Origin of the sequence: Synechococcus sp. 65AY6A5, from assembly GCF_002760415.1 — a bacterium.
Taxonomy (GTDB): domain Bacteria; phylum Cyanobacteriota; class Cyanobacteriia; order Thermostichales; family Thermostichaceae; genus Thermostichus.
In genome coordinates, this window is sequence record NZ_AXUW01000001.1 from 1,617,091 (window position 1) to 1,638,390 (window position 21,300).

Annotated in this window: 18 protein-coding genes, 1 tRNA gene and 1 pseudogene; 12 read left to right on the top strand and 8 right to left on the bottom strand. The window is 61.1% G+C overall.

Annotated elements, in window-relative coordinates; genetic code table 11:
* The 4 genes from tnpA to SYN65AY6A5_RS07710 all read left to right on the top strand — a co-directional run.
* Positions 1 to 226: IS200/IS605 family transposase (gene tnpA, locus SYN65AY6A5_RS07695; protein WP_143597149.1), on the top strand; the 226-nt coding region annotated here is incomplete at its 5' end.
* A 372-nt stretch (positions 227 to 598) separates the two neighbouring features.
* Positions 599 to 1,447: a formyltetrahydrofolate deformylase gene (purU, locus tag SYN65AY6A5_RS07700; protein WP_099884195.1), complete on the top strand. Its 849-nt coding sequence runs from the start codon at positions 599 to 601 to the stop codon at positions 1,445 to 1,447.
* A 90-nt stretch (positions 1,448 to 1,537) separates the two neighbouring features.
* Complete coding sequence (ftsY, locus tag SYN65AY6A5_RS07705; RefSeq protein WP_099812367.1) at positions 1,538 to 2,977, top strand: signal recognition particle-docking protein FtsY; 1,440 nt, start codon at positions 1,538 to 1,540, stop codon at positions 2,975 to 2,977.
* A 426-nt stretch (positions 2,978 to 3,403) separates the two neighbouring features.
* Complete coding sequence (locus tag SYN65AY6A5_RS07710; protein ID WP_240531047.1) at positions 3,404 to 5,146, top strand: glycosyltransferase family 39 protein; 1,743 nt, start codon at positions 3,404 to 3,406, stop codon at positions 5,144 to 5,146.
* A 324-nt stretch (positions 5,147 to 5,470) separates the two neighbouring features.
* On the opposite strand, the gene SYN65AY6A5_RS07715 is transcribed toward SYN65AY6A5_RS07710, so the two are convergent.
* The 4 genes and pseudogenes from SYN65AY6A5_RS07715 to ureG form a co-directional block, all read right to left on the bottom strand.
* A tRNA-Leu gene (locus SYN65AY6A5_RS07715) sits at positions 5,471 to 5,550 on the bottom strand.
* A gap of 49 nt (positions 5,551 to 5,599) precedes the next feature.
* Entirely contained in the window at positions 5,600 to 7,114 is a 1,515-nt protein-coding gene (locus SYN65AY6A5_RS07720; protein WP_011429646.1) for a hypothetical protein, read from the bottom strand.
* A gap of 37 nt (positions 7,115 to 7,151) precedes the next feature.
* Complete coding sequence (locus SYN65AY6A5_RS07725; RefSeq protein WP_099884197.1) at positions 7,152 to 7,955, bottom strand: urease accessory protein UreD; 804 nt, start codon at positions 7,953 to 7,955, stop codon at positions 7,152 to 7,154.
* Positions 7,952 to 8,594, bottom strand: a pseudogene (gene ureG, locus SYN65AY6A5_RS07730) (urease accessory protein UreG). The gene SYN65AY6A5_RS07725 and the pseudogene ureG overlap by 4 nt, the downstream one beginning before the upstream one ends.
* Positions 8,595 to 8,665: 71 nt before the next feature.
* On the opposite strand from ureG, the gene SYN65AY6A5_RS07735 reads away from it, so the two are divergent.
* Both SYN65AY6A5_RS07735 and SYN65AY6A5_RS07740 read left to right on the top strand, forming a co-directional pair.
* Positions 8,666 to 8,917, top strand: coding sequence for a hypothetical protein (locus SYN65AY6A5_RS07735; protein ID WP_011429644.1), 252 nt, complete (start codon positions 8,666 to 8,668; stop codon positions 8,915 to 8,917).
* A gap of 73 nt (positions 8,918 to 8,990) precedes the next feature.
* The gene (locus tag SYN65AY6A5_RS07740) at positions 8,991 to 9,548 is read left to right on the top strand and encodes a carboxymuconolactone decarboxylase family protein (protein WP_011429643.1); all 558 of its coding nucleotides are present in this window, start codon (positions 8,991 to 8,993) and stop codon (positions 9,546 to 9,548) included.
* A 91-nt stretch (positions 9,549 to 9,639) separates the two neighbouring features.
* Here the strand turns inward: SYN65AY6A5_RS07740 and SYN65AY6A5_RS07745 are convergent, their stop codons facing one another.
* A complete protein-coding gene (locus SYN65AY6A5_RS07745) occupies positions 9,640 to 9,957 on the bottom strand; it encodes a DUF3288 family protein (RefSeq protein ID WP_011429642.1) in 318 nt (105 codons plus the stop codon).
* Between the two features lie 167 nt (positions 9,958 to 10,124).
* Between SYN65AY6A5_RS07745 and SYN65AY6A5_RS07750 the strand changes: the two genes are divergently transcribed.
* From SYN65AY6A5_RS07750 to ndhI, 4 genes are all read left to right on the top strand, one after another.
* Positions 10,125 to 11,309: an NAD(P)H-quinone oxidoreductase subunit H gene (locus tag SYN65AY6A5_RS07750; RefSeq protein ID WP_011429641.1), complete on the top strand. Its 1,185-nt coding sequence runs from the start codon at positions 10,125 to 10,127 to the stop codon at positions 11,307 to 11,309.
* A gap of 30 nt (positions 11,310 to 11,339) precedes the next feature.
* Positions 11,340 to 11,543 (top strand): hypothetical protein, encoded by a 204-nt coding sequence (locus SYN65AY6A5_RS07755; protein ID WP_011429640.1) that lies wholly within the window; start codon positions 11,340 to 11,342, stop codon positions 11,541 to 11,543.
* A gap of 61 nt (positions 11,544 to 11,604) precedes the next feature.
* A complete protein-coding gene (gene nuoH / locus SYN65AY6A5_RS07760; RefSeq protein ID WP_099884200.1) occupies positions 11,605 to 12,726 on the top strand; it encodes an NADH-quinone oxidoreductase subunit NuoH in 1,122 nt (373 codons plus the stop codon).
* 39 nt (positions 12,727 to 12,765) lie between these two features.
* Complete coding sequence (ndhI, locus tag SYN65AY6A5_RS07765) at positions 12,766 to 13,389, top strand: NAD(P)H-quinone oxidoreductase subunit I (RefSeq protein WP_099812371.1); 624 nt, start codon at positions 12,766 to 12,768, stop codon at positions 13,387 to 13,389.
* Positions 13,390 to 13,842: 453 nt separating this feature from the next.
* Here the strand turns inward: ndhI and SYN65AY6A5_RS13840 are convergent, their stop codons facing one another.
* Entirely contained in the window at positions 13,843 to 15,228 is a 1,386-nt protein-coding gene (locus SYN65AY6A5_RS13840; RefSeq protein WP_240531012.1) for a right-handed parallel beta-helix repeat-containing protein, read from the bottom strand.
* 399 nt (positions 15,229 to 15,627) lie between these two features.
* On the opposite strand from SYN65AY6A5_RS13840, the gene SYN65AY6A5_RS07775 reads away from it, so the two are divergent.
* Positions 15,628 to 15,981, top strand: coding sequence for a rhodanese-like domain-containing protein (locus SYN65AY6A5_RS07775; RefSeq protein ID WP_099812372.1), 354 nt, complete (start codon positions 15,628 to 15,630; stop codon positions 15,979 to 15,981).
* A 4-nt stretch (positions 15,982 to 15,985) separates the two neighbouring features.
* Here the strand turns inward: SYN65AY6A5_RS07775 and SYN65AY6A5_RS07780 are convergent, their stop codons facing one another.
* Both SYN65AY6A5_RS07780 and ppsA read right to left on the bottom strand, forming a co-directional pair.
* On the bottom strand, positions 15,986 to 17,245 hold the full coding sequence (locus tag SYN65AY6A5_RS07780; RefSeq protein ID WP_099812373.1) for a dihydrolipoamide acetyltransferase family protein: 1,260 nt from the start codon (positions 17,243 to 17,245) through the stop codon (positions 15,986 to 15,988).
* Between the two features lie 69 nt (positions 17,246 to 17,314).
* Positions 17,315 to 19,774: a phosphoenolpyruvate synthase gene (gene ppsA, locus SYN65AY6A5_RS07785; protein WP_206336955.1), complete on the bottom strand. Its 2,460-nt coding sequence runs from the start codon at positions 19,772 to 19,774 to the stop codon at positions 17,315 to 17,317.
* A 312-nt stretch (positions 19,775 to 20,086) separates the two neighbouring features.
* Here ppsA and SYN65AY6A5_RS07790 point away from each other — a divergent pair, with 312 nt between their 5' ends.
* Positions 20,087 to 21,040: an RluA family pseudouridine synthase gene (locus tag SYN65AY6A5_RS07790; protein WP_099884588.1), complete on the top strand. Its 954-nt coding sequence runs from the start codon at positions 20,087 to 20,089 to the stop codon at positions 21,038 to 21,040.
* The last annotated feature ends 260 nt before the right edge of the window (positions 21,041 to 21,300 follow it).

Below are 21,300 nucleotides of genomic sequence, written 5' to 3' on the forward strand. Positions count from 1 at the left end.
GCATCTGTTGGTGAGTTTTCCGCCGGATGTCCAGGTCTCAAAGCTGGTGAACAACCTGAAAACAGTCTCCAGCCGGTTGATTCGCAAAGAGTTCGCCACAGAGGTGGCACGGTTCTACAGCAAGCCTGTATTTTGGACAGGGGCCTATTTTGTTGCCTCTTGTGGTGGGGTCACCGTTGAGCAGTTGAAGAAGTATGTCGAGCAGCAGGCAACGCCCAGATTGTGAGACTCAGGGGCATTGAACCCCTTCGTCTCACCGCCTATCCTCCAGCCCGCCAAGCTGCGCTGTGGCGGGAGTACCCCGGAGGTTCTGATGGAGATCACGCACCTGTTCGTTTTGCTCCGGCGGAGGTAGCAGCCGGGCTGCGGCAACACGGCCAAAACCCCTCCGACTCCGAGATCTCACCAGGAGCTGCCCCCTGCCGGCTCCTCGGCGACGATGGGGATTCGCATCGACCTCAGGCGTTGGGATGGTCGGCCGGTGGATCCCTGGTTGTTGCAGGAGATCAACCGACAGGACTGAAACCCCTTGGCCAGGGGTGCTTGCTCGGAGACCGATCCAGGCCCTAGGGTAAAGGGGCGAGCTCTTTGCACTTCTATGCCCACGGCCACCCTGTTGGTCTCTTGCCCCGATCAAAAAGGGCTGGTAGCCAAGCTCTCTAACTTTATCTACAGTTACGACGGCAACATTCTTCACGCCGACCACCACACAGATCTCGAGGCAGGGCTGTTCCTGAGCCGCATCGAGTGGGACCTAGAGGGCTTTCGCTTGGAACGCTCGGAGATTGTCCCCGCTTTCTCTGGGATTGCCCGCGGGATCCAGGCCAACTGGGAGCTGCATTTTTCCGACACGCGCCGGCGCATTGCGGTGTGGGTTAGCAAGCAGCCCCACTGTCTGCTGGATCTCATCTGGCGGCAGAGGGCTGGGGAGCTGCTGGCGGAGATTCCTTTGATCATCAGCAACCATCCCGATTTGGAGCCGCTGGCCCGCTCTTTTGGCATTGACTACTACCACATCCCTGTTTCTCCGGAGAACAAGGCCGAGGCAGAGGCCCGCCAGCTCGCCCTGTTGCAGGAATATCGCATTGACCTGGTGGTCTTGGCCAAGTACATGCAGGTGCTGAGCGGGTGGCTGCTCCGCCAGGCGCCCCCGGTGATCAACATTCACCACTCCACCCTGCCTGCCTTTGCCGGCGCCAACCCCTACCAGCGCGCCCACCAGCGGGGCGTCAAGATCATCGGCGCCACCGCCCACTACGCCACCGAGGAGCTGGACGAAGGGCCGATCATCGAGCAGGACGTGGTGCGGGTAAGTCACCGCGACACAGTAGCCGACCTCATTCGCAAGGGCCGCGACATGGAGCGCCTAGTCCTGGCCCGGGCCGTGCGCTATCACCTGGAAAATCGCGTGCTGGTCTACCACAACAAGACTGTGGTGTTCGCTTGAAGGAGCTGCGCCGTTCCCCAGGATTGCAGAGCCGCGCTCCCGAAAGAGAGCTGCTCTGCCAAACTGGAAAACAAAAGTAGAGGTGGGATTATGGCCTTCGATTGGTTTCGCCGTCGCTACACCGACTTCAAGGGCGAAGCAGAATCTTCTCCCCCAAATGCCGAGTCGACGCCTCCCCCAGCGGCAGAGTCGGCAGCGATGTCGCCGGAGGACTATTTGGCTTTTGCCAAGGCCGCCTATGCCAACCTGAAAGCGCGAGCTGCTGCCCAAGCCACTCAAGCAAAGGTTGTCTCCCCAGCCACCCCTGCAGCAGAATCGCCTGCAAGCGAGGGCTCTGCCCCAGCAGTTGCAGCAACTGAGGCAGTCTCTCCCCCATCGCCTCCTGAGCAGTCGGCTGCTGCGGCCTCCTTCTTTGATCTGGCCCCCCGTGCTGCCGAGCGCCTGCAAGCCCTAAAGGCAACCGCTGTGGAGGAACCGGAGCCAATGGCGGCAGCCGTGGCTGCCCCGCCCCCAGAGCCGGCGGCGGAAGAGGTGGTTTTCGACGAGGGCTTTCGCTGGTCAGCCGAGATCCTGGCAGCCCAAGGGCGCAAGCCCGAAGAGATCTCCGTAGAAGAGATCTCCTGGCTGCAAAAGCTGCGGCGAGGCTTGGGCAAAACCCGCCTCAACCTGATCAACCAGTTAAAGGCTCTAATAGGCCGGGGGCCTCTTGATCAAGAGGCGGTCGAAACAATTGAGACGATGCTGCTGCAGGCGGATGTGGGAGTTGAGGCCACTGAGCAGATCATCCAGGCCCTGCAAAAACGCATGCGCGAGGAGGTGGTGCCCCCCGAGGAGGCGGTGAAGTACCTCAAGCAGCAGATGCGCCAGATGCTGACAGTAGGGGATCCCACCTTTGCGCCGCAGCGGGGCAGGCTCAACATTTGGCTGATCGTCGGCGTGAATGGGGTGGGCAAGACCACCACCATCGGCAAAATTGCCCATGTGGCCCGCGAGTCCGGCTACCAGTGTCTAATTGCTGCCGCCGATACCTTCCGCGCTGCTGCCGTCGAGCAGCTCAAGATCTGGGCAGAACGGGCGGGGGTGGATGTCATCGCCAACCCGTCTCCCAATGCCGACCCGGCAGCCGTGGTGTTTGATGCCATCAACGCCGCCAAGGCCAGAGGTACGGAGCTGCTGCTGGTGGATACGGCAGGCCGCCTGCAAAACAAGAAAAACCTGATGGAGGAGCTGGCCAAGATCCGCCGCATCATCGACAAGAAAGCCCCCGAAGCCAAGGTGGAAAGCCTCTTGGTCTTGGATGCCACCCAAGGGCAAAACGGCCTGCGCCAGGCCCAGGTGTTTGCCGAAGTGGCCAAGCTAACCGGCGTCATCCTCACCAAGCTGGACAGCACCGCCAAGGGGGGGATTGCCCTGGCCATTACCCAGCAGATGCACTTGCCCATCCGCTTTATCGGCGCCGGCGAAGGGCTGGAGGACCTGCGGCCTTTTTCCAGCTACGAGTTTGTGGAAGCTCTGCTAAGTGAGTATTGAGGCAGCCCCTTGCTGGGCAGAGCCACCGTGAACGAGATACCCACAGCTCCCAATTGGGTTGGGCGTCGCCCTCGCCGCCTGAAACCGGTGGGGGCGGGAAGGATGCAGAGGCTCTGCAAGAACTGGTGGCCACCTCGGTGTTGTCGAGGCTGTTGAGAGCATCTGCCAAGAGCTGCGATCCACCAGGGCTGAGTTTTGGGAGTTCACCGACGGGGGAGAACTTCTACTATGGTCGAACTGCACCTGCAACCCCATGCTGGTTTCAGGGCTTGACCTGTCTGGCAGATAAGCTGGAGAGCGCCTCTGGATCCCTGGAGCTTCCCCTTCGCGTCAGTGGTGCGTAGCGCTAAAAAAAGGCCAGATCCCTTGTCGCAGAGTTTAGTCTGGTCAGAGCGGCTACTTGGTGTCGTTCCAGAGGGCTTGTTCATGCGTCCTTTCGGCAACCCCAACCGTTTGGGCAGTTCTCCTGGCGGGGGATCCCTGCCCGGATCCAGCTCTTTTGTGCAGTTTCGCCGCGACCCGCACCTGCTGTCCTTTTGGGGCCTGAGCCTGGTGATCATGGGCCTGGCAGTGCCGCTGTTTGTGCTCTCGGGGGCGGATCCCAGTTTGGCCGGCTGCGACGAGAGCTTTTATGCCCAGATGGCCCGCGAGCTGCTGCGGGGGAGCAACTGGCTGGGGCCGACTTTTTTGGGGGAGCCTTTTTTCGAGAAACCCCCTCTGCTCACCTGGAGCGTGGCCCTCAGCTTTGCCCTCTACGGCATCAACGAATGGGCGGCGCGGCTGCCCGGGATCCTGGCGGCTCTGCTTTCTATTCCTCTGGTGGGCTGGATTGGGCGAGCCTTTTTGCCAACCCGGGCGGCCCTCTTGGGCATGGCGGTTTTGCCCCTCTGCTACCTCTGGGTGCAGCAGGGGCGGCTGGTGGGGCAGGATGTGCCCTTGACCTGTCTGGAGCTCTTGGGGATCCTGGCCCTGGTCAACGGCAGCCGCGGCCACCGACGCTGGTTCTGGCTGACGGGGGCGGCCTTTGGGCTGGGCCTGTTGATGAAAAGCGCCATGATCCTAGTGCCGGCGGCAGCGGTGATCCCCTACTTGTGGCAGCAGCGGCGGCACTGGCTGGGAGCCGCTTCCTTTTGGCTGGGGCTTTTGCTGGGCCTGGGGATCTTCGGCCTCTGGCTGGTGCCGGCCATGGGGGTGTACGGCACAAAGGTGCTGACCACCTTGGTGGGGAAGGTGTGGGATCTGGGGCAAGAACCCTTCCATGCCGATGCCACCGGCTGGTATTACTTTTGGCACATCCCGATCCATGGCTTCCCCTGGACGGTTTTGGCCTTGGTGGGAGGCTGGCTGCTGCTGCGGCAAAAGCCGGGATCCACCCTGCTGGTTTGGTCTTTCCCCCTGCTGTTGTTTTTGCTCTTGCAGCTCTACCCCACCAAAACGCCCTACTACACGGTACAGCTCTATCCCTGGCTAGCTCTCCTAGCGGGGGTGGTTCTGGATCAAGCTCTGCCATTTCCGCTCCGCTCCGCCTTGCCGGCAACAGTAGGACGAGGCTCTCGCCGCGACAGACCCCATGTGGCCCAGGTGCTCTCCTGGGGGCTGGCGGCGGTGGGGACGCTGCTTTTGGGTTTGGGGGTGGCCGTCAGGCGGGACGTCGAGGGACTGGAGCTGCTCCAACCCCATGCCTGGTCGTTGGTGGCAATCGGCCTGTTGTATCTGCTCTTGCCGGTGCTCTGGAGCTGGCGGCGGGTGCTGCACTATGCCGGCGAACTCTGGGTAGGCACGCTCCTAGCTGCCAGCATCCTTGCCCTGGTCAGCATTGTCCTGCGGCCTGACTTCGGCAATTTCAATCCTGCCTTTGCCCAGCTGGACTGGAAACAGATGCTGGGCTCTGACAAGGGCGATTTCCCCGTAGTGGACATTGGCCGCAGTGGTCTGCCAGATGTCTGTCAGGCCCAGGCCATCGCCTTTTACACCCCCAACCCAGGGCGATGGGTGGATGACGCCGCCCTGCAAGCAGGAGAACATGGGGATTACCTGTGGGTCTCTCCCGTCCAAGCTCAGCAGCTATCGCTCCAGGATTTGGGGCTGCAGCCTTTGGCCGAGGTAGAGGGTTGGCAACTGGTGCGCCGCTTGGGATCAGCCGGCGGGGAGCTTTCTCCCTCTCCCTAGCAAAAGACCCCAAAGGCCACCGCCAGCTTGCCATCCCCCAAAGGAGCCCAGGTTCCCCAGGCAATCGGCAAGGTACCCTTCACGGCTTTGCAGGCTTCTGGGCTGCCATCTAACCGGAACCCCTCAGCTAGAAGCCGCAGCAGCCCCGCACTGTACCCCCCTCAATCCCCCTGCCCCCCGTATACGGGGGGTTGGGAGGGAAGGGGGGGCGGTCGGAGCCGGGTAGTTTACGCAGCTCGGAAAAGCCAGTTGCCGGAGTGGGATCCTGTCGATGGAGGCAGCTCCTTCTCAAGAGCAAACGCCAAGGGTAGAGTCGCTTTGCCATGGGCAAGGTCGGATTCGAACCGACACGGTTTCCCGCCGCATTTTGAGTGCGGTGCGTCTACCAGTTCCGCCACTCGCCCAGGCTTGAACCATTATCCTACTGAACCGGCGAAACCTCGTCAACCACCCCTACGCGCCGCGGGCTTGCTCGAGTTGCTGGGCTTTTTGCCGCAGCTTGCGGGTTTGCTCCATCACCTCCTCCAGATCTTCCTGGGAGAGGCGCTCTACGTAGTTGATCTTGATCTCTTCCAGCAAGTCTTGCAGCAGGGAGCGGATCTCATCCAGAGCATGTTGCTGGGTAAGTTCACCTGCCAAGACTTCGCCAAATCGCCGCAACAGTTGGGCCACCAGCTTGGAGCCGACGGGATCCTCGAAGCTGTTGGTCAAGGCTTTGTAGGTGGTGGTGGTCAGCTCGCCGGCCAGGCGCTCCGTCAGTTGGCTGAGCAGGGATCCGAGGCCGGGCAGCCGTTCCAGGGTTTGCAGGGCGGGGAGTTGTTTGAGCAGGCCATCCAGGTTGTAGCGGAGCCATTGCTCCACCTCCGGCTGAACCTGGGGCAAGACGCGGTAGAGGACGGTGCGAAAAACCAGGTTGGCAATGGCTTCCAGCTCGTTGATCTCGTTGAGGTCGATGTAGCTGCGGGAGGGATCGGCTGCCGGCAGCAGGGGCAGGGATCCCCGCTGGATGGATGCCTGGATTTGGTTGATCACCCGCACGACGATGACCTCGGTCAGGTCTTCGGCGAAGTTGGTGACAAAGCCCTGGCTTACCTGGGCCCGGACCCGCTCCAGATCCAGCAACTGCGCCTGTCCCAGCCGGATGGTGACGGGGATCACCCGCAGCCAGCGCCAAAAGGGCAACAGCAGCAGCACATCGTACCAGCGCCAGAGCATGGCATCCAGCCAATTGACGCCGGTGTAGCGGCGGCTGATGGCCACCGTGCGCAGGACAAATTCCAGCCCAAACAGCAACACAAAGGGAAAATCCAGCAGCGGAAAAAAGTCCACGGGGCTGCCGCTCTCGCCGATGGGGCGGGAGTAGTTGGTCTCGAAGAGGGGGCGCAGCCGGGCCTGGAAAAATTCGATCCCGTCTTTGGGATCGACGCTGGCCAAGTATTCGGCAGTCCAGAAGCGGGCGAAGGCGGCCCTGGCCGAGTCGGCTCCGGGGATGTGCTCCCGCATCAAGTTGAGGATGCGCACAAACTGGCCGGTTTTGTTGGCGGCCTGAAAGGGGTTGGTCTCGATCATCTCGTCGCTCAGTTGCCGCAAGCGGGCCAGGAGCGGCGCCGCCGCTTCCGACTCCACCCCAAAGCGCAGGGTGACCTGGCGCAGCTCATCCACCAGGGCCAAGTAGCGCTGGGTTTCCGGGTTGGGCTCAATGCCTTTCACCGGGTCATACAGGTCGGTTACCGGGGAGCGGCTGGTCTGTTGGGAGAGGATGGGCAGGGGAATGGGAGGGCCAAAGGCGCCGAAGATCTGCACCCGCCCCTGGAGCCAAAAGTCCCGCCAGGGCACGTAGCTGAGGTCGAAGAGCACCCAGCACAGGTTGCCCAGGGCCAGCAGAGCCATTCCTCTTTCGTAGAGGAGCAGCCAGCGACTTCGTCCCTTGCGAACAGAACGTTTGATAATGCGTCGGGCCGCGTTCATGATCTCGGGCAACGGGTCGGGTGAAGCCAGCCCTAGCCTACCACCCCTGGCTTGAGCTTCTCTGGGCCGCGGCAAGCTGTTGCACAACCTGGCCGAACTGCTGCCAGATGGCCTCTGCCTGTGGCCCCACCTGGCGCAGGATCCAGCCCTGACAGACGGGATCCGGAGACTTGACCAGCCAGTGTGGGGATTCTGTCCCGCTGACGTGAACGGTCGGCCAAGTGGGTTCCGGCCAGTCCCCCAGCAAATACAGGGATCCCCAGCAGAGATGGGATCCCAGCACCGACGCGGTGGAGACATGCTGGTGGGGAAAGCGGAGATCGATGTGTTCTTGCAGCCAGAGCTTTTTCTGGCGGCTAGCAGATGGGCTCCCGGCAGCGACCCAAACCCGCAAGCTGCTGGAAAGGCGCCGAAACTGCCAGCATTCCCCCATGGCCAGCCGCCCGGCCGTCCAGATCTCGGCATAGGCCAGGCGGGCACTGGGATCCAGCTCGATCTGCACCTGTTGGCGGAAGTCTGCTCCTGCGCCGGGAATGGTCGGGTGAGGGATCCAGATCAGTTGGCTGGTGGGGGCCAGCTTGACCTTGGCCTGTTGCCGGATCAGGCCGGGGTGGAGGCGGGTTGCCCCCTGGGTGCGAATTGCCAGCCCTGCGCCTGCCCCCAGCTCGATCGCGATGCGGTGGCGATTCCCGCCCAGCAGGCCGCCGTTGGGGTTGCGCAGGTAATAGAGGGGCGGCTCACCGGGGGATCCCAGCCATTGCAGGGGGGCCTGAGAATACTCCCAAATGCGGGCATGTTCGCCTTGGCGGCTGATCTTCAAGAGGGCCTTGCCGAAGGTCACAGGCGGCTTACAGAGGGGGAGTTAGCCTGGATGGGGCAAAAGAGCACCTCCCGCTTCAGCCAGCTCAGGATCTGATCCAGTCCCTCGCCCGTGCGCAGGTTGGTAAAGACAAAGGGCCTGTCTCCCCGCATGCGGCGGGCATCCCGTTCCATCACCCCCAAGTCCGCCCCCACATAGGGCGCCAGGTCGATCCTGTTGATCACCAGCAGGTCGGAGCGGGTGATCCCCGGCCCCCCTTGCGCGGGATCTTGTCCCCTTCGGCCACATCAATAACATAGATGCAGGCATCCACCAGCTCTGGGCTGAAGGTGGCCGCCAAGTTATCCCCTCCCGATTCCACCAAGATGGGATTCAGGGGACAGAAGCGGCGCTCCAGCTCCTGAATGGCATCGAGGTTGAGGGAGGCGTCTTCCCGAATGGCCGTGTGGGGACAGCCGCCGGTCTCCACGCCGATGATCCGCTCCGCCGCCAGCGCCTTGGCCCGCACCAAAAACTCGGCATCTTCGCGGGTATATTAGTCTCCACGGCCAAAGACAAGGGATCCCGCAGTGCCAGACAGAGCTTTTCCACCAGGGCGGTCTTCCCGGATCCCATCGGGCCGCCAATGCCAACCCGCACCGGCTGAGCAGTCTGCGCCATTTTGCCCGACCTCTGATACCTGATACTCTTTTTGGGCATTCTAGAACTAGACGCTTGCAAGGGATCCGGGTATGGTTCGACTTTTGGTGGCAACTGCCGTAGTGCTGGTGGGCTTTCTGGTGGTGAACCGGCTCTACCGCAACCCGCTCAGTTCAGAGCCAAGTCCAGAGCAGGCCAGCCCAGAAGCCGCCCAGCAAGGGATCCCCCAGGGAGGGCCGCTGCAGATCTACCAATCGCGGGAACAGCTCCAGCAAACCCTCAACCAAGGGGCTACAGCTACCCAACAGCAGGTAGAAGCCCTCGAGCAGTCCTTGGGCAATTAGTTGTGGCGGGCAGGAGGAGATATCCCCCAAACGCGCTAAAGTCGAGAATGCTGCAATTTTTTATAGATCATCCATGCGGATCCCTCCTGTTCCTCCGGAAAAAGCCGACAAGCAACTGCAGAAGGTTTACGAAAGCCTAGAAAAAACCTATGGCACCGCCCTCAACCCGCTACAGGTAATGGCCCACAAGCCGCAGCTGATGCGGGCGGTGATGAACCTGTACGGAGCGCTGCACACCGACAACCCCAACCTGCCCGAGGAGCTAAAAGAGCTGGTCAGCATCCGCATTGCCCAGATCAACGGCTGCCGCCACTACTGCCTGCCCTACCACACCCTGCAGGCGCAAAAACACGGCGCCTCCCCGGCCAAAATTGCCGCGGTGGCCCAGGCCCGCACCAGCGCCCTCTACACCGAAGCCGAGAAGCTGGCCATCGAGTACGCCGAGCGCATGACCGTGCCCAGCATGGTGGTGACCGACAGCTTCTTTGCCCGCCTCAAAACCATTTGGTCAGACGAAGATCTGGTGGAGCTCTCGGCCTGGATTGGCTTTATGAACTTCTGGACCAAGGTCATCGCCGCTTTGGATGTGCCTCTGGATCCCATCTTTGCCGAGCAGCTCCAGGCTTCCTAGTTTCCCAGGTGCTGATGAAGGATGGAGGAACTCCCCTCTTTTGCCAAAAAAGGGGGCAGAAGGATAGACACCCTTCCATAAAGGCTGCTGCCTAGGCCCAGTCATCCCGTGTACTGAAGCTGCGGCCGTAGACCTGGCCGCGGGCGTGGATCTGGCGGGTGCGGGCAAACAGCTCCTCTTCGCTCAGGCCCCACTGTTCCAAGATCTGATCCAAATCCCGCTGCAGATCCCAGGCGCCGGGAAAGCCGTGGTAGCGGATGCGCAGACGGGCCACTTCGGCCAGCACCCAATCCGAGGGGGGGCTCTCCTGCACTTGGGCCATCAGCTCGTTGAGAAGAGCCCGATCGGTGTCGTATTGCGGATGCTGCTGCTCCCGTCGAGAGGAGCTGTTTGTAGGGGAACCAGCCATTGCTCTCCCTCCTTTTTTTCACGTTAGCTGAGTCATCAAGAGCTCCTCAATAGCAAGAATTGGGATCCCTGATGGCCCGAGAGCTCGAGGAACCGCGGGAAAGCCGCTATACTGCAAATGTTGCAGACCATAAACATTCTTCAGTTGCGGAGGCGGCGGCCATGCCCATGCCCATGATCGAGACCCGTACTGACCGGATGCTGCTCAACTTTGGGCCGCACCATCCTTCTATGCACGGGGTCTTGCGCCTGCTGGTCACCCTCGATGGCGAAAACATCGTCGACTGCGAGCCGGTGATTGGCTATCTGCACCGCGGCATGGAAAAAATTGCCGAAAACCGCACCGTGGTGCAGTACCTGCCCTACGTCTCCCGCTGGGACTACGGTGCCGGCATGTTCAACGAGGCCATCACCGTCAACGCCGTCGAGAAACTGGCTGGGATCCCGGTGCCCCGGCGGGCCAGCTACCTGCGGGTGATCATGTTGGAGCTGACCCGCATCACCAACCACCTGCTCTGGTTTGGCCCCTTCTTGGCCGACCTGGGCGCCCAAACCCCCTTCCTCTACGCCATGCGGGAGCGGGAGTGGATCTTGGATTTGTTTGAAGCCGTCACCGGCATGCGCCTCATCAACAACAACTACTTCCGCGTCGGGGGCGTGGCGGTGGATCTGCCCTACGGCTGGACGGAAAAATGCCTCGATTTTTGCGAGTACTTCCTGCCCAAGGTAGATGAGTACGAGCGGCTGGTTACCGACAACCCCATCTTCCGCCGGCGGCTGGAAGGGATAGGGGTCATCTCCAAGCAAGATGCCATCAACTGGGGCCTGTCTGGGCCCATGCTGCGGGCCTGCGGCGTCAACTGGGATCTGCGCAAGGTGGATCACTACGAGTGCTACGACGACTTCGACTGGGAGGTGGCGGTTTACCCAGAGGGGGATTGCCTGGCCCGCTATCGAGTGCGCATGAAGGAGATGCGCGAGTCCTGCAAAATTGTGCAGCAGGCGGTGAAGGCCCTGCCCGGTGGCCCCTTTGAAAATCTGGAAGCCAAGCGCATGCTGGAGGGGCCAAAGTCGGAGTGGAACAAGGGCGACTACCAGTTCATCAGCAAAAAGCCCTCGGCCAACTTCAAGATCCCCAAAGGAGAGGCCTACGTACGGGTGGAGAGCGCCAAAGGGGAGCTGGGCATTTACATCGTCGGCGACGACAACGTCTGTCCGTGGCGCTGGAAGATCCGTCCACCCGGCTTTGTCAACCTGCAGGTGTTGCCTCAGCTCATTCGCGGCATGAAGGTGGCCGACATGATCGCCATCTTGGGCAGCATCGACATCATTATGGGGGAGGTGGATCGCTAAGATACTCGTAGGAAAGGGAGGACAAGGGCGATGGCCTGGGCGATCTTGCTTCTGCCGCTCCTGATTGTCGTAACTATTGCCGCGATTATCGGTCCCAAGCAATGGGCCAAGTACCAAGAAGAAAGGCGCCGCCGCGCCGAAGAGTTATCCGACGCCCGCCTGCAGGCCATCATTCAGCAGGAGCTGCGCCGCCGCCACCGTCCCCCTCAGTCGGATCCCAACGGCAAAGCCTAGTTAGATCCACAGACTCCAGTGCCTTTTTTGACTCACCGTCTCTAGGGAGCCACTCAACCCCATGACAACCGCCGGCATTGACCTACAGCTTGGTTTTGAAACAGCCCTGCAAAACTTGGGCCTGAGCCCAGGCGCTGCCCACGCTTTGTGGGTACCTTTGCCCATGTTGCTCATGGTCATCGCCGCCACCTTAGGAGTGATGGTCATGACCTGGCTAGAGCGGAAGATCTCGGCGGCGGCCCAGCAGCGGATTGGCCCCAACATGGCCGGGCCACAGGGGGTACTGATCCCGATTGCCGATGGCATCAAGCTCTTGACGAAGGAAGATGTGCTGCCCAGCTTGGCCGACCCAGTTTTGTTCACGCTGGGGCCGATCCTGGTTTTCCTGCCGGTCTTTTTGTGTTATCTGGTGGTTCCCTTCGGCCAGAACCTATTGATCTCCAACATCGCCATCGGGGTGTTTTTCTTGATCGCCACCTCCAGCGTGCAGCCCATCGGCCTGTTGATGTCGGGCTACGGCTCCAACAACAAGTATTCTCTGCTGGGGGGGCTGCGGGCGGCGGCCCAGTCAATTAGCTACGAACTGCCCTTGGCCTTGTCGGTGCTGGCGGTGGTGCTGATGAGCAACGGCCTGGACACCGTGGGGATCGTGGAGCAGCAGAGTGGGCTGGGGATCCTCAGTTGGAACGTGTGGCGGCAGCCGATTGGCTTTGTCATTTTCCTGATCTCGGCGCTGGCGGAAACCGAACGGATCCCCTTTGATTTGCCGGAAGCCGAAGAGGAGCTGGTGGCCGGCTACCAGACGGAGTACTCCGGCATGAAATTTGCCCTGTTTTACCTGGGATCCTACGCCAACTTGCTGCTGGCCTCTCTCATTGCGGCGGTGTTGTACTTGGGCGGCTGGTCGTTTGTGGTGCCGGTGGAAACAATTGCCGCCTGGCTCGGGATCCCGTTGGACAACCCCTTTTTGCAGATCGGCGCGGCGGTGTTGGGCATTCTCATGACGATGGTCAAGGCTTTTATCTTTGTGTTTTTGGCCATCCTCTTGCGCTGGACCCTGCCGCGGGTGCGCATTGACCAGCTGTTGGATTTGGGGTGGAAATTTCTGCTGCCCGTCTCGTTTGTGAATTTGCTGTTGACGGCGGCTTTGAAACTTGCCTTCCCGAGCGTTTTCGGGGGTTGAATGAAAAGTAAAGAAAGCGAGAGAGGGAGAGGACAGGCCATGACTTTTCTCAAGCGCGTTGGCGAATACGTAAGCGATGCCTTCAAAGCAGCCAAGTACATCGGTCAGGGGATGGGAGTGGTCTTCGACCATATGAACCGCCGGCCTGTAACTGTCCAGTATCCCTTTGAGAAGCTGATCCCCTCTGAGCGCTTTCGGGGACGCATTCACTTTGAGTTCGATAAGTGCATTGCCTGCGAGATCTGTGTTCGGGTTTGCCCCATCGACCTGCCGGTGGTGGACTGGGTCTACAACACCGAGCTGAAGAAGAAAGAGCTCTACAGTTACAGCATCGATTTTGGGGTGTGCATTTTCTGCGCCAATTGCGTGGAGTTTTGCCCCACCAACTGCCTCTCGGTTACCGAAGACTATGAACTGGCCACCTACGACCGCCACGAGCTGAACTACCACCAGGTGGCGCTGGGCCGCTTGCCTTCCAAGGTCACGGAAGACCCGATGGTGACGCCGCTGCGGGAGTTTGCCTATCTGCCCAAGGGGGTGATCGATCCCCACGAGCTGCCTGCCGGATCTCAGCGGGCCGGCAAGCGACCGGAGGAGATTCTGGCCGAGATGAAAGCAGCCAAAGAGGCGGAAGCGAAATCAGCCAAGGCCGCCGTAGAATAGCCTGAACAGATGACCGGGATCCCTGGAGTAGGGATCCCGTCTGTTTGTATATGGGTGGTTCGGCAGCGGTATTGTCGTCTCAAGTAAGACTACAGCTTTTTCACTTTCCAAACACTCGGCACTGCTGTCCCTCACCCCCGACCCCTCTCCCAGGGGGAGAGGGGATGTAGACTCTGCTTTAAGAAGGTGTTTTGTGGCTACTATGGCTGTTTGAACTTGTGGGAGAAAAGTTTTCTGGATCCCTGAGTCAAGAATTAATTTGAATGGGGGTGTCCAAGATGGATGGATGCCAGCTTTAGCTAACTTTAGGGAAAGGAAAAGGTAAACCTACCTGCCAAGCCAGGAGAGGTGGCCGATCCGCTGAAGGTTTGTGCGGCGCTTCCGCTTTTGCGAACCGTTACGGTGAACGGAACGGGAGCGGTTACCTGCGAACAGCGACGGAACAAGCTCACCTCAATAAACCTCAATAAGGTACAGGCCTGAGGGCGGGCTGGAGGCCCAAAAGACATTCTCCACAGGGTTTTCCGTTACGGCAACGCAGTCGGCATTGGCATCCACGTCCAGCCGTCCTCCAGAAGGGATAACCCGATTGTTAAAAAACACCGTCTGCTGCCCGGGATCCGTGACATATAAGTCAAGCTCATCGATAGTGTTCCAGGCTAGAGTAATCTGAATAGGGCCGGTGCCGAGCACCCGAGGAGTTGGCGATGGCCTCGGAGTGGGGGTAGGAGCCAGGGTTGGGGCAGGTGTAACTGTCGGTATCGGGGTAGGCGCAGATCCGCCGCCGATCCTCTCAGCAAAGTTGCCCTGGAAGCTGTTGCCGGCCAAGTAGGCAGCGACTACTGCCTCTGGCGTGCCGGGGGCCACTTGAATGGCTACCCCCGCGCCCTCGCCCCGAGCTAGGAACGTATTCCCAACAATGGTGCGAGCCTGGGTTCCTTGCAAAATGCGAATGCCGACACTGCCGACTATCCTGCCCACGCCGATCCGGTTGGATTGAATCGCTGGCGCCGATCCCGCTCCATCCAGTTGGATCCCGGTGGTGCCAGCCATGTCTCTTTGCCGCGCCTGCAACGCCAAGCCAGCCGCGGCGGTGGCTGGATCCCCTTCGATCTGGTTGTTGCGGAAGATCCCGCCGGAGTTGTTGCTGTAGCGAACTGCCAAAGCTCCCAAAGCTTGCAGAAGGATCGCGTTGTTCTCCAGGAGCGGGTTACTCCCCGGCACAGTGCCTACACCTACGCCTCCTGCCTTGCTGACACTGACTGAGATGCTTGCAATACGGCCACTGCCCGAGACCTGCACACAGGGATCCAAAAATTGCTGGCAAAAAATCTGGGCCAATTGGTTTAAAGCTCCCTCCAAAACGGCAGCGTTGCCGTTGACCAAGATGTTGGAGCGGGGGTCGTTGAGGGTAACCTTGCTCGGCTGAAAGGTGCCACCGTTGACCTGCACCCTTCCGCCTTCCAACACCACCTCCACCCCTTGCAGGCTGGTTTGGCTGGCTACGATCACGTCGAACAACCCGGCCAGGATCTCATAAGCTGTGGAGCTGGTAATCCGAATCCGCCCGCCATTGGTGCCGTCGCCCCCATCCAAGGCCAGATCCTTCTCTAGCCTCTCCTTGCCCGCCCCCAAAATCTGGATCAGCACCTCTAGTCCTGCTGTGGCATTTTGCAGCCGCTGCGCCTGTGCCACAGCATCGGCCAGCTTGGTAAAGGGGCCCTTGGCTGGATCCACTTGCAGGATGACGGGCCCACCACCTGGCGATGGTGGGGGAGGAGAGTTGCCCGTGCCTCCTCCTCCACAGCCGAAAGCGATCCCTGCCAACAGAGTCAGCAAGAGGGAACCGGTTCGCCAGCTAGATCGGGATACTTGGCCGTCTGTGGAAAGGGGGCCTTTCATCGGTGGAAAATCCTTGGCAAGTCCCTATCGGTCAAGCCTATCAGAACTGCGGATACCTAGAGCCCGGATGAACCCCTGGGATCCAATTCTCTCAAGCAGAGCCTCCCAAAAGGGATCCCTGCCCTATTGAACTTGGCAGAGGATCCGCAATCAGTACAGTTAAAATTTCTTCGAGAAATTTGGAGTTCTAGGGGGGCTGCCCCAAGTAACTCGACAGGGGGTTGCTGAAGGAAGGGTTGCCGGCCAACCACGACCTGCAACAATGGCAAGCAGACCAGGGTAGACGCTGAGCCGCTATATCCTGAGAACGGGTCCAGATAGGGTTACAGGTCAGCCATGTCCTCTTTCGTTCGCTCGGTTGCGCCGCAGCAGCTAGCTGCCCGCCTGAGGGATCCCGAGGCTGGCCCTCTGCAACTCATCGATGTGCGGGAACCGGCCGAGTTGGAGTTGGCCAATCTCAGTGCCCTCGGGTTTCGCAACTACCCCTTGAGCCAGTACCAAGAGTGGCGCGAGCAAATCTTGAGGGAGCTCGATCCCCATTGTCCAACCTTTGTCCTCTGCCACCACGGCATCCGCTCTGCCCAAGTGAGCCAGTGGCTGCTGGCCAACGGCTTCAGCCAGGTCTACAACATCAGCGGCGGCATCCACGCCTGGGCTCTTGAGGTGGATCCCAGCCTGCCCACTTATTGAGCTTCTACAGCGTCAGGGATCCCACCTTTTGTTCTAACAACTGGGCCAGATCTTGCAAGAAGGCCGCCGCGTGGGCGCCGTAAATAACGCGGTGGTCGCAGGTGAGGTTGACCTGCATCTGGGAGCGGATGGCGATGGCTTTTTCTGGTGTGGCCACCACGGTGGGGCGAGCAGCGCCGACGGCCAAAATAGCTCCTTGGTTGGGAGGCAGGATGGCGTCGAAGCGATCCACCCCAAACATGCCCAGGTTGGAGAGGGTAAAGGTGCCGCTGTTGTACTCCTCCGGCTGCAGTTGCTTGCGCCGCGCCCGCTCCACCAGATCCTTCCAGCGGCGGGAGATCTCGTAGAGATCGGTCCGGTTGGCCTGCTTGAGCACAGGGGTGATCAGGCCGCCGTCTTCCATGGCCACCGCCACGGCAATGTTGATCTCGGCTTTGTAGTGGATCCCGTTTTCCGTGTAGCTGGCGTTGAGGAGGGGATGCTTTTCTAGGGTCAGGGCCACCGCTTTCACCAAAAGGGCCGTCAGGGTTACCCCTTTGGGCTTCACCTGTTGGTAAAGCTGATCCAGGCTGTCGGTGGTGATGGTGTAGCCGACGTGGAACACCGGCACGCCCAAGCTGGCGTTCATGTTGCGCACCACCGCCGCCTGCAACGTGCTCAAGGGAACCACTTCTCCCAACGGGGCAGCCGCAGAGACAGGGGGGGGAGCTGCCGCTTGCGTAGAGGCGGCCTGAGCTGCAGCCCGCTCCACATCTTCGGCCACGATGCGCCCACCAGGGCCGGAGCCGCGCACCGTGCGCAGGTCGATCCCCAGGCTTTCTGCCAATTTTTTCGCCCGTGGGGAAGCCAGGATCCGCTGGGATCCGGCCCCGTTGGAGCCAGTTGGAAGGGTGGGGGTGGGGATCGCCGCAGGGACAGGGGTTGGCTGTTGAACTGTGGGGGTGGGGACTGCAGTAGGTGCAGTTGCCGGTAGAGCACCCTTAGAGAGGGCCTTGGCTCGCTCTTGGGCCTCGGCCACCTCCGCTTCGGTTTCGGCAATGAGGGCGATGGGGGCGCCCACCGGCGCCGATTCCCCTGCTGGGATGAGGATGCTGGCCAGAATGCCGCTGTGGAAGGACTCCACGTCCATGTCCGCCTTGTCCGACTCCACCACCAGGATGTTTTCCCCTTTCTCCACCCGGTCGCCGGGGTTTTTCAGCCAGGCGACGATCTTGCCCGTTTCCATGGTGGAGCTGAGGGCCGGCATGGAGAGTTCGTGGATCATGGCGGGGATGGCAACACAGCAGAGAAGATTGTAACCCAGCAGACGGGATCCCGGCGCCGCCCCCTGGGCCTATCGGCCAGCTTCTGCCTCGGCCACCACCAACAGGGTTTTCAGCAGGGAATCGGGGTTGAGGCTGATGGAGTCGATCCCCTGCTGCACCAGGAAGCGGGCAAAGTCGGGGTAGTCGCTGGGGGCTTGTCCACAGATGCCGATCTTGCGCCCGTGGCTTTTCACCGTCTGGATTACCTGGGCGATCAGCCGCTTAACGGCCTCGTGGCGCTCGTCAAAAAGATGGGCCACCAGGGCCGAGTCGCGGTCCAACCCCAGGGTAAGCTGGGTGAGGTCGTTGGAGCCGATGGAGAAGCCGTCGAAGATCTGGCAGAACTCGTCGGCCAGGATGACGTTGCTGGGCAGCTCGCACATGACGTACACCTGCAGGCCGTTTTCCCCCCGCACCAGGCCGTGGCGGGCCATCTCCTCCAGCACCCTGTGTCCCTCTTCGGGGGTGCGGCAGAAGGGGATCATCAAGATGACGTTGGCCAGGCCCATCTCGTCCCGCACCCGTTTCATGGCCCGGCACTCGAGGGCAAAGCCGTCGCGATAGCGGGGATCGGTGTAGCGGGAGGCCCCCCGCCAGCCAATCATGGGGTTTTCCTCATGGGGCTCGTAGCGGGATCCACCCAGCAGGTGAGCATATTCGTTGCTCTTGAAGTCCGACAGCCGCACGATCACCGGCTTGGGGTAGAAGGCGGCGGCGATGGTGGCCACCCCCTGGGCCAGCTTGTCCACAAAGTACTCCGGCTTGTCAGGGTACTGGGCGGTGAGCTCCGCCAGGCGCGGCTCCTCCTTGACGGCCTGCTCGTAGTGGAGCAAAGCCAAGGGATGGACCTGGATGTGGTTGGCGATGATGAACTCCAGCCGCGCCAGACCCACGCCATCGCAAGGGATCTCGCTGAGGCCAAGGGCTTTTTCCGGGTTGCCCACGTTCATCATCAGTTGGGTGCGGGGGCGGGGCAGCTCCTCGAGGGGGATCTCTGTAACTTCGTAGGACAGCAAGCCAGGATAGACGCGCCCTTCCTCCCCTTCGGCACAGGAGACGGTGATAGGATCGCCGGAGCGGAGCAACTGCGTGGCGTTGCCGCAGCCAACAATGGCCGGGATCCCCAGCTCGCGGGCGATGATGGCCGCATGGCAGGTGCGCCCCCCTTGGTTGGTGACGATGGCGCTGGCCTTTTTCATGATCGGCTCCCAGTCGGGATCTGTTTTCTCCGTCACCAGCACCTCGCCCGCTTGGAACTGATCCGAGCGGCGCACATCCAAAATGACCCGAGCTGTGCCCTGGCCAATGGCCTCCCCCACTGCTCGTCCCCGCACCAGGGGTTCTGGGCGCGCCTGCGGCTGCGTCAAGCGATAGGTCTTGAGGCGGTTGGCCGCCTTTTGGGACTGCACCGTCTCGGGGCGGGCCTGGACGATGAACAGCTCGCCCGTGATCCCATCTTTGGCCCACTCGATGTCCATGGGGGTGAAGCGGCCCCGCAGCGCCGAGTAGTGCTCTTCGATAAGGCAGGCCCAGCGAGCCAACTCCAGGATCTCGTCGTCCTTGAGGGCATATTGCCGGCGCAGGCTTTCGGGGACGGGTACGTTTTTGGTGAGGCGGGATCCCTCCTCGTCGTAGACCAGCTTCAGGGCTTTGCTGCCCAGCTTGCGCGAGAGGATGGGCCGCAGCCCCTGCTTCAGGGTAGGCTTAAAGACCACGTATTCGTCGGGGTTGACGATCCCTTGCACCACGTTTTCCCCCAGCCCGTAGGCGGCGGTGATCAGCACCGCGTCTTTAAAGCCCGTTTCTGGGTCGATGGAGAACATCACCCCCGAGCAGGCCAAGTCCGAGCGCACCATCTTCTGCACCCCCACCGAGAGGGCCACCTGGAAGTGGTCGAAGCCCTTGATCTGGCGGTAGGAGATGGCCCGGTCGGTAAACAGGCTGGCAAAGCAGCGGTGGCAGGCCTGCAGCACCGCCTTGATCCCGTGCACGTTGAGGTAGGTCTCCTGCTGGCCGGCAAAGCTGGCATCCGGCAGGTCTTCGGCGGTGGCGCTGGAGCGCACCGCCACATCGGTATCGGGGCCGTAGCGCTCGCACAGCTCCTGGTAGGCCTTGGCAATGGCCTGCTCCAGCTCTGGGGGGAAAGGCGTCTGCAAAATCAAGGTGCGGGCGGCCTTGCCCCGCTCGCGCAGGTTCCGCACATCCTCGATATCGAGGTCTTTGAAGATCTCCCGCAGCTTCTCCTCGAGGCCGGCAGCGGCGATGAACTGGCGATAGGCATGGGCCGTGGTGGCAAACCCCAGGGGCACGCGGATCCCTTTGGGGGCTAGCTGCTGCAGCATTTCTCCCAAGGAGGCGTTTTTCCCGCCCACCTGGGCCACGTCCCGCAGCCCCACTTCGGTGAGGGGCACAACCAAGGGCGGCTCTGAGCCAAGCTGGCGTTGAGAGGGCTGTTGAAGTTGGGATCCCAGCGTTGCTCCATCCGACATGCTCTGTCTCCTTATGCCCATCAGACTCAAATGTGAACCACGGCTGCAATACTTACGTGCAGCCAAAAACCATCCCCCAGCCAGAATCTGGCCTGGCTTTGAGGGTCTATACCCTCACTGTACTGAGGGTTTTCCGCTGGTTAAAATCCCGGCGCAACCCCCTAGAAAAGGCTGAGAAGGGGTTGACACAAAGCCATCTCGCCAGGATCCATCTGAGAAGGTTGCCACAAATCTTCGACCTTTTTTATCTAATGCAAAAGTAACCGCTCTGCCACCATGTTTTCAAAGCAGCAGTTGGCGGCAACAGGGCAAATGGAAGGCCTCAGGGATCCGGTGGCAGCAATTCGCCAGGTAAGAGTGACGGAAAAACAGCAGGGCTTGCGGCTGGATCGGGGGTTGGCAGAACAACTGCCGGAGCTGTCGCGCTCGCGCCTGCAGCAGCTTATCCGCCAGGGCCAAGTTTGGCTGAACGGCCAGCCCTGCTTGGATAAGGATCGCCCCCTGCAGGCCGGGGATCAAATCGAGGTGCGGATCCCGCCGGCCACCCCCACCCCCTTGCAGCCGGAGCGGATCCCCTTAGATATCCTCTATGAAGATGAGGATCTGCTTGTCATCAACAAGCCGCGCGGCCTGGTGGTGCACCCGGCTCCTGGACATGCCAGCGGCACCCTAGTGCATGCGCTGCTGGCCCACTGTCCTCGCCTTTCTGGGATCAACGGCGAGCAGCGTCCGGGGATCGTCCATCGCCTCGACAAGGACACCACCGGCGCCCTGGTGATCGCCAAACACGATCAGGCCCACCAGCACCTGCAGGCTCAGATTCAAGCCAAGACCGCTCGGCGCATCTACCTAGGGGTGGTGTTTGGCCGGCCAGCCCAAAGCCAAGGTACCATCTCTGCCCCCATTGGCCGCCACCCGGTGGATCGCCAGAAGATGGCGGTTGTGCCCCCCGGCCAAGGGCGAGCGGCGGTAACCCACTGGCAGGTGCTGGAGCGCCTGGGCAACTACACCCTGATGCAGTTTGAGCTGGAGACCGGGCGCACCCATCAAATTCGGGTGCACGCCGCCCACCTGCGCCTGCCCATTGTCGGGGATCCCCTCTACACCCAGAGCAAAACCAGCCCCGTCAAACTCAGCGGCCAAGCTCTGCATGCCTGGAAGCTCTCCTTTGTCCACCCGCGCACCGGCCAGCCGCTGCAGGTTACCGCCCCTCTGCCGGAAGAGTTCGAGCGGCTGCTACGGCAGTTGCGCAGCCAGGCCGGCTAGGCAGCCTCAGAGGTCGCTCTCCGCTCTGTCTAGCCTGTCCAATTGGGGTTCATGCTGATCCCCGTCCCCAAGAAGTTTCAGCCTTCAGCAAATCTTTAGAGAAGTCGGAAGTATTTTTGCCAGGTGAGTTGTTTAGAATGCGCTCATCCTGGCCAAGGTAAGCAATGCTACGTCAGATAGAGCGGATCCTGAAGCTAGATATGCTGCTGCGCTCCGGACAGCGAAAGACAGCCGCTTCGCTGGCTGAGGCTTTGGAGGTA

Bases quoted from the DNA above. Each gene is read 5' to 3' on its own strand.
- purU (WP_099884195.1), top strand. From the start codon at position 599: ATGCCCACGGCCACCCTGTTGGTCTCTTGCCCCGATCAAAAAGGGCTG.
- ftsY (WP_099812367.1), top strand. From the start codon at position 1,538: ATGGCCTTCGATTGGTTTCGCCGTCGCTACACCGACTTCAAGGGCGAA.
- SYN65AY6A5_RS07710 (WP_240531047.1), top strand. From the start codon at position 3,404: ATGCGTCCTTTCGGCAACCCCAACCGTTTGGGCAGTTCTCCTGGCGGG.
- SYN65AY6A5_RS07720 (WP_011429646.1), bottom strand. From the start codon at position 7,114: ATGAACGCGGCCCGACGCATTATCAAACGTTCTGTTCGCAAGGGACGA.
- SYN65AY6A5_RS07735 (WP_011429644.1), top strand. From the start codon at position 8,666: ATGGTTCGACTTTTGGTGGCAACTGCCGTAGTGCTGGTGGGCTTTCTG.
- SYN65AY6A5_RS07740 (WP_011429643.1), top strand. From the start codon at position 8,991: ATGCGGATCCCTCCTGTTCCTCCGGAAAAAGCCGACAAGCAACTGCAG.
- SYN65AY6A5_RS07745 (WP_011429642.1), bottom strand. From the start codon at position 9,957: ATGGCTGGTTCCCCTACAAACAGCTCCTCTCGACGGGAGCAGCAGCAT.
- SYN65AY6A5_RS07750 (WP_011429641.1), top strand. From the start codon at position 10,125: ATGCCCATGATCGAGACCCGTACTGACCGGATGCTGCTCAACTTTGGG.
- SYN65AY6A5_RS07755 (WP_011429640.1), top strand. From the start codon at position 11,340: ATGGCCTGGGCGATCTTGCTTCTGCCGCTCCTGATTGTCGTAACTATT.
- nuoH (WP_099884200.1), top strand. From the start codon at position 11,605: ATGACAACCGCCGGCATTGACCTACAGCTTGGTTTTGAAACAGCCCTG.
- ndhI (WP_099812371.1), top strand. From the start codon at position 12,766: ATGACTTTTCTCAAGCGCGTTGGCGAATACGTAAGCGATGCCTTCAAA.
- SYN65AY6A5_RS07775 (WP_099812372.1), top strand. From the start codon at position 15,628: ATGTCCTCTTTCGTTCGCTCGGTTGCGCCGCAGCAGCTAGCTGCCCGC.
- SYN65AY6A5_RS07780 (WP_099812373.1), bottom strand. From the start codon at position 17,245: ATGATCCACGAACTCTCCATGCCGGCCCTCAGCTCCACCATGGAAACG.
- ppsA (WP_206336955.1), bottom strand. From the start codon at position 19,774: ATGTCGGATGGAGCAACGCTGGGATCCCAACTTCAACAGCCCTCTCAA.
- SYN65AY6A5_RS07790 (WP_099884588.1), top strand. From the start codon at position 20,087: ATGGAAGGCCTCAGGGATCCGGTGGCAGCAATTCGCCAGGTAAGAGTG.